The following is a 6,613-nucleotide window of genomic DNA, read 5'->3' on the forward strand; positions in this document are numbered from 1 at the left end:
GTTTTCAACATTCATACAGCTAAATTAATGATATCCTTGCGTAACATCAGTTAATAATTAAAAAGTTAATGAATTTTGATTGCCTCTACTTGGCAGTTAGAGATGATGTCTTCAACCGTTCCTTCTTTTTCGTAGATTGTTAGGTTTAGGCGATTTGCTTTAAATCTCTGTAGGATGGCTGTGCTATTGTTCCAAAGTTTTGCATCTACTTTAAAAGCAAAGGCTTGATTACTTTGGCAAAAAAACTGTGGTTTAACGCCTCGCAGTTCATGGATTTCTGCCATAAACAAAGGAAATGTCTTTTCGGTTATCTTGGGCACACTAACCAAAAAGTCATAGTACGTAGAGCCTTCTAAGCCGCTATCCCGCACTTGATCTCTTTGCGCATAAACCCCATTGGATAACAAAAACACACTAATAAGTATGCAACTGTAAATCTTTTTCATAAATTATAGGTATAGTTCCGTGTGCTAATATACGGCTTTTTCCCGTATCCAATATTTTAATTTTTTTCTTAATTATTATAATAATTATATATTTGCTTATTAGTTAATTTTAATTATTTCTAAAAATCTATTAAGAGTTTTGATATTGAAATAGTGTTTTTGATTTCTTTTTAGTAAAAAATATTTTTTAGGAATATCAATATTATTCACGGTATTGTTATTAAATTTTGAACATATACACACAACTATTATTTTAGTTGTTTCTTAAACGTTGATGAAAGTTTTTATATTTCAAGGGTAGTGTGCTGTATTTTTGCTGCATGAAGCAGCAGAATCGGTTAAAAACTTCTACAACTGAGGTTGGCGGAAGCACTACCAACGCTTCCAGCAAAAAGAAATCGCAGCCCAAACCGATTACGGTAAAGAAGTGGACATTATCCCAAAATGCCCAAAAACGTGTTCGTTTTTTGGTATTTATTTTTTTGTTATTAAGCAACTTATCTATATTATTAGCGCTTATTTCTCATTTATGGTTTGGCTATGCGGATCAATCTCTTGCGGAATACGGTGCGTTACCTCCTATCAACGAAGGGTCTGCCCACAACTGGTTAGGGTCTGTTGGGGCGTGGTTAGGTGATTTTTTCATTACTCGCGGGTTTGGTATTTCAGCTATTGTGCTGCCTATCTGCGGGATCACTTTTACCTTAGCATTGCTTGCTAAGCAGACATTTTTGCAGTTTTTTCAGAAAGCACTTCCTGTGTTTTTCTTCATCTTATTTTGGCTCCCTCCTTTTCTATCTTTTTGGACACTTCTTTTTGGTTTATCTTACACAGATTGGGGTGGTTATATCGGAAAAACTCTTGACGAAACATTGATTTTTTATGTAGGTTATTTTGGTTTAGCGGCCATTTTGTTGGTAATCGGGACCCTGTTTGTTTCATTTTATTTTGACATCTTTAATATTCAGCATTCTGAAATATTTTCTAAGTTACTCAGCAAGTTACCGAAATCTTGGCAGGATAAGTTATCTTCTTTTGCCCAAAAAGAAACCCCAAAAGAGGCTGCACTTGAACGGTTAGATAACTTAGCAGAAGTAGCCAAAGCACGAGAAAATACATTTGTGGGTACAGAATCTGCTTGGCCAAATTGGCCGGAATCTATCTCTGATAACGAAGATTTACTTTCAGGGGAATTTCAGGTTGATGCTAAATGGCTTTCTCCGGAAAAAGCCGTAGATCCAAGTCTAGTTTTTAGCAGTAGGCTTGAAACTGATGAGCCGGTTGTAGCTCCAAAACCAGATATGGTAGCGGAAGAGAAAAATATTATACCTACAGACCCATTATTGCACTTCTCTATAAAATCCGCTCAAGATAACCCTAAATCTGTGCCCCAAAATATAACACCAAAGGCACCAAGTACTCCGCACCCAATCCATAAAATCGGTGAAATAGAATTTTCAGTCGAAATCCCAAAACAAGAAGAACCATTAGCTACCTTAACAGAACAAGATAATGTTTACTTTGAGCAGGAAGAAAAATCATACCGGCTTTTAATAGAGCCGGAAAGCCAAGAAACACTTGAATCTGATGACAACTTAGCGACTTGGGAAGATTATGACCCAACCAAAGAACTATCTAATTATCAATATCCTACCTTAGAATTATTAAAACAATACGAAACTAACCGAGCCGGAGAAATTAATCGCGAGGAATTAGAACAGAATAAAAACCGGATTATCAAGACTTTACGAGATTACAATATCGAAATAACTTCCATACGGGTAACGGTGGGGCCTACTGTTACGCTCTATGAAATAACACCTGCACCGGGTATTCGGATAAGCAAAATCAAGGGATTAGAAGATGATATTGCATTAAGTTTAGCGGCTTTGGGGATTCGTATCATTGCTCCCATGCCTGGCAAAGGCACTATCGGTATTGAGATTCCCAACTCAAATCCGGAAATAGTATCCTTCCGCAGCGTTGTAGCAACCGAAAAATTCCGTGATTCAAAAGCTGAATTACCTATTGCTATCGGAAAAACCATTTCTAATGAAGTATTCGTAGCCGATTTAACCAAAATGCCCCACCTATTGGTAGCAGGAGCTACCGGACAAGGAAAATCCGTTGGCCTGAATAACGTTATTGCCTCCATCTTATACAAAAAACATCCTGCCCAAGTCAAATTTGTGCTGATTGACCCCAAAAAGGTCGAAATGACGTTGTATCAACAATTAGAAAAACACTTCTTAGCAAAACTACCCAACACCGAAGAAGCTATTATCACTGATAACAAGCAAGTTATCCATGTTCTAAACAGCTTATGCTTAGAGATGGAAAACCGATACAAGCTATTACAGGCGGCTAAGGTTCGAAATATTTCAGAATACAACGCTCGCTTTATTGGCCGAAATCTAAATCCACAAAAAGGACACCGATTTTTACCCTACATTGTTCTGATTATAGATGAGTTAGCTGATTTAATGATGACTGCCGGCAAGGAAGTAGAAACGCCAATTGCACGGTTAGCCCAGTTGGCACGGGCTATCGGAATTCACTTAGTAGTAGCCACCCAAAGACCCTCAGTAAATGTAATTACCGGCATTATCAAAGCTAACTTCCCCGCCAGAATGTCTTATCGAGTGATTTCTAAAACAGATTCCAGAACTATTTTAGACTGTAACGGAGCTGACCAACTTATTGGCAAAGGGGATTTACTGTTTTCAACCGGAACGGATTTTATCCGTATTCAAAATGCGTTTATAGACACCCCTGAAGTAGAGCGTTTGGTAGAGTTTATTAGTAACCAGCATGGTTATAGTGCGCCGTATTACCTGCCGGAACTTTTGGAAGAAGGTGAAGATGCTGATAATGAAGGCTATGATGCAAGCCAAGAGTATGATACCATGTTTGAAGAAGCTGCTCGCTTAGTTGTGCGGCATCAGCAGGGATCTACTTCATTGATTCAGAGAAGGTTAAAATTGGGTTATAATCGTGCCGGACGAATCATGGACCAGTTAGAGCGCGCCGGAATTGTAGGCCCAAACTCCGGCAGCAAAGCCAGAGACGTTCTATTGACAGATGAAGTCCAACTTGAAAAATACTTCCAACTCTTCCGAAAATCATAACCTATGCAGTTTTGGTTAGTGAAACAAGAGCCTACCGAGTATAGTTGGCAGCAATTTTGCCAAGATGGGCATACTGTTTGGAATGGCGTTAGAAACTATCAAGCACGTAATTATCTGAAAGCAATGAATTTAGGAGATTGTGTTTTGTTTTATCATTCTAATGTCGGAAAAGAAATTGTAGGGATAGCCCAAGTAACAAAAACTGCTTATCCTGACCCTACCGCCGTAGATAGTCCTTGGGCAGCAGTAGATATAAAACCCATACAGACGCTGAACAAAACCGTAACCTTAGAGCAACTCAAGCAAATTCCGGATCTTTCCCAACTCGGGTTGCTGAAACAAGCAAGGCTTTCTGTTATGCCTATTCAACCGGCAGAATTTCAGTTAATTCTTGAAATTTCTGATACAAAACTTACTTTTAATTAACAAATTACGGTGTTATACCAATCTTTTAATTCTGAACGTAAACACCTAACTAGCATCGAAGACTTGGCTAATTCCGAGGTTGAGTCTTTGTTAGCTCAGGGTCAAATCTATCGGGAATCTTTGGATAAAAACCAGCCTGTTGAGCAAGTTTTACAGGGAATTTCTATAGCAAACTTGTTTTTTGAAAATTCAACCCGAACCCGTATTTCTTTTGAATTAGCTGAAAAGCATTTAGGAGGTATTGTTGTAAATTTTGCAGCTTCTAATTCAAGCGTATCTAAGGGCGAAACGCTCTTAGATACCGTTTTAAATATTGTTGCGATGGGCGTTCAAATGGTTGTCATTCGGCATCAATCTGTTGGGGCTCCTCATTTTTTAGCTCAAAAAGTTAATGCCAACATCATTAATGCTGGTGATGGCACTCATGAGCACCCTACTCAGGCACTGTTAGATGCACTTACGTTAAAGCAGCATTTTGGTGATTTTAAGGGGCTGCGCGTAGCCATTGTCGGAGATATTTTACATTCCAGGGTAGCCCGCTCTAATGTGCTGCTTTTAAACAAATTGGGAGTCTCTGTTCGCTTCTGCGGCCCACCAACGTTGCTTCCACCTTCATTAACAACAATTGGTGCTGAAGTTTCATATTCTTTGGAAGATAGCTTAGAATGGGCAGATGCAGTTATTACACTTAGGATTCAAGCGGAGCGGCAAAATACCGGCTTATTATCTTCATTAGCAGACTATGCAAATCTATATCAAATAAACGAGCAGTGCCTATCTAAGCTATCTAAAATCCCAATTATTTTACACCCAGGGCCAATCAATCACGGCGTAGAAATATCAAATACACTTATGGACTCTACCCATACCTTAATTTTAGATCAAGTAACTAACGGAGTAGCTATGCGTATGGCTATATTGAATTTTTTAAATTATACAAAAAACAATAATTAAGCAATATGTCTTAACATAAAACACCCATGTTGAGTTATTTAGATAATATTGCTTGATTAAAAACCTCTTTTTTATTTTTAATTCTTAATTTTTAATTCTTAATTGAAAACTATTCCAAGATTTAATCAAAAAAAACAATTTATGTTGATTCTAATTATAATAGTTTTTATTTTTGTTGTCTTAGGTATCCACTACCATTAAAAATGACTGAGATTACTGTACACGAGCTAAATAAACGCTTAAAAGGCGGTGAAAAAATAACCTTGATTGATGTTCGGGAGCCTTTTGAGTACGAGATGGCGAATATCGGCGGAAAGTTGATTCCATTAGGGTCTATTGCATTGACTTTGCCGAGCCTAAGTCAGTATAAAGATTCAGAAGTCGTTGTTTACTGTAGAAGTGGCGCACGCAGCAGTACTGCCTGCGCTTTTTTACGCACTGCAGGTTTCCAAAAAATCAGAAATTTAACGGGGGGTATTTTGGCTTGGAAAAACGAAATTGACCCGAATCTAAACGTTCAGTAACTATCGTGTTTAAGTCTTAAATAGCCGCTATGAACAATAAAATAGCGGTCATTTTGCTGAATTTAGGGGGGCCAAACTCCGTTACTCATGTAAAACCTTTTTTGTATAATCTATTTTTAGATGAAGACATTATAAAGGTTCCTTTTCGGGGAGTTTTTAGAAAGGGATTTGCGTATGCTGTTTCTTCGTTGCGTTCAAAATCGGTAGCACAAAAGTATGCTGAAATTTCCTACTGCCAAGATGCTTGCTTAGGACACAAAAACTGTTCGGGACGAAAGTCTGATAGCAGATTATGCTGCTCTCCTATTAATGCTCTTACTGAAAATCAACGAGTTGCATTAGAATCCTTTTTAAACCCAGAAGCCGTCGGTTCACCTCAATTTGTGGTGAAAGTAGCTATGCGTTATTGGCATCCATTTACCGAAGAGGTTCAAAAAGAGCTTGTTCAGGAGCAAGTTAGCCGCATTATTTTACTGCCGCTATATCCTCAGTTTTCTTTTACCACCACAGGTTCGTCTTTGCATGAGTGGCAAAAATGTGCTCTTGGCAGCTCAATTCGGGAGATTCCAACTACGTGGGTTACTAATTATCATCTAAATCCGGACTATCTTGCAGCTATTAATGACCGGATAAGCGAAGGCTTACTTCGTTTTCCTGAATCTATTCGGCAGTACGTAACAATTGTTTTTTCTGCACACGGCACCCCTATTTCAGAAAAAGCTGCCGGAGACCCTTATTCTAAGCAAATTCAGGAAACCGCCCAAGCTATAATACAACTAAGGCATGATTCCTATGCTTATTGGTTAGGTTGGCAAAGCAAAGTAGGGCCTGCTAAATGGCTAAAACCCAATACATTGGACTTATTACATAATCTAATAAAGAAATGGGGCAGTCGCTACATTTTGGTTGTTCCAATTGCCTTTGTAACTGACCATATCGAAACTCTGCACGAAATCGGTATTGAGTTTAAAGAACAAGCTATACACTGGGGCTGCCAGCAATTTGAATTTACAAAGGGCTTAAATGACCACCCAAAACTCATTCAAGCCTTAGCTGACGAAGTAAAAAAACTACTTTGATGTAGTGTTATGTTAATCGTAAATTAACGGATAAAGTCTTCTGAGTTTTTGCCTTG

The 6,613-nt window shown here is 38.3% G+C and carries 6 protein-coding genes; 5 read left to right on the forward strand and 1 reads right to left on the reverse strand.

Going from position 1 to position 6,613, the window contains the following annotated elements:
* Positions 1–65 precede the first annotated feature (65 nt).
* Entirely contained in the window at positions 66–446 is a 381-nt protein-coding gene (locus tag LC115_07700) for a hypothetical protein (GenBank protein ID MCZ2356554.1), read from the reverse strand.
* Positions 447–766: 320 nt separating this feature from the next.
* Between LC115_07700 and LC115_07705 the strand changes: the two genes are divergently transcribed.
* From LC115_07705 to hemH, 5 genes are all read left to right on the forward strand, one after another.
* Positions 767–3,574: a DNA translocase FtsK gene (locus LC115_07705; protein ID MCZ2356555.1), complete on the forward strand. Its 2,808-nt coding sequence runs from the start codon at positions 767–769 to the stop codon at positions 3,572–3,574.
* Between the two features lie 3 nt (positions 3,575–3,577).
* On the forward strand, positions 3,578–4,000 hold the full coding sequence (locus LC115_07710) for an EVE domain-containing protein (GenBank protein ID MCZ2356556.1): 423 nt from the start codon (positions 3,578–3,580) through the stop codon (positions 3,998–4,000).
* A 9-nt stretch (positions 4,001–4,009) separates the two neighbouring features.
* The gene (locus LC115_07715) at positions 4,010–4,954 is read left to right on the forward strand and encodes an aspartate carbamoyltransferase catalytic subunit (protein ID MCZ2356557.1); all 945 of its coding nucleotides are present in this window, start codon (positions 4,010–4,012) and stop codon (positions 4,952–4,954) included.
* 203 nt (positions 4,955–5,157) lie between these two features.
* The gene (locus LC115_07720) at positions 5,158–5,478 is read left to right on the forward strand and encodes a rhodanese-like domain-containing protein (GenBank protein ID MCZ2356558.1); all 321 of its coding nucleotides are present in this window, start codon (positions 5,158–5,160) and stop codon (positions 5,476–5,478) included.
* 29 nt (positions 5,479–5,507) lie between these two features.
* Positions 5,508–6,557 (forward strand): ferrochelatase, encoded by a 1,050-nt coding sequence (hemH, locus tag LC115_07725; GenBank protein ID MCZ2356559.1) that lies wholly within the window; start codon positions 5,508–5,510, stop codon positions 6,555–6,557.
* The last annotated feature ends 56 nt before the right edge of the window (positions 6,558–6,613 follow it).

This window comes from Bacteroidia bacterium, from assembly GCA_026932145.1.
Classification (GTDB): domain Bacteria; phylum Bacteroidota; class Bacteroidia; order J057; family JAIXKT01; genus JAIXKT01.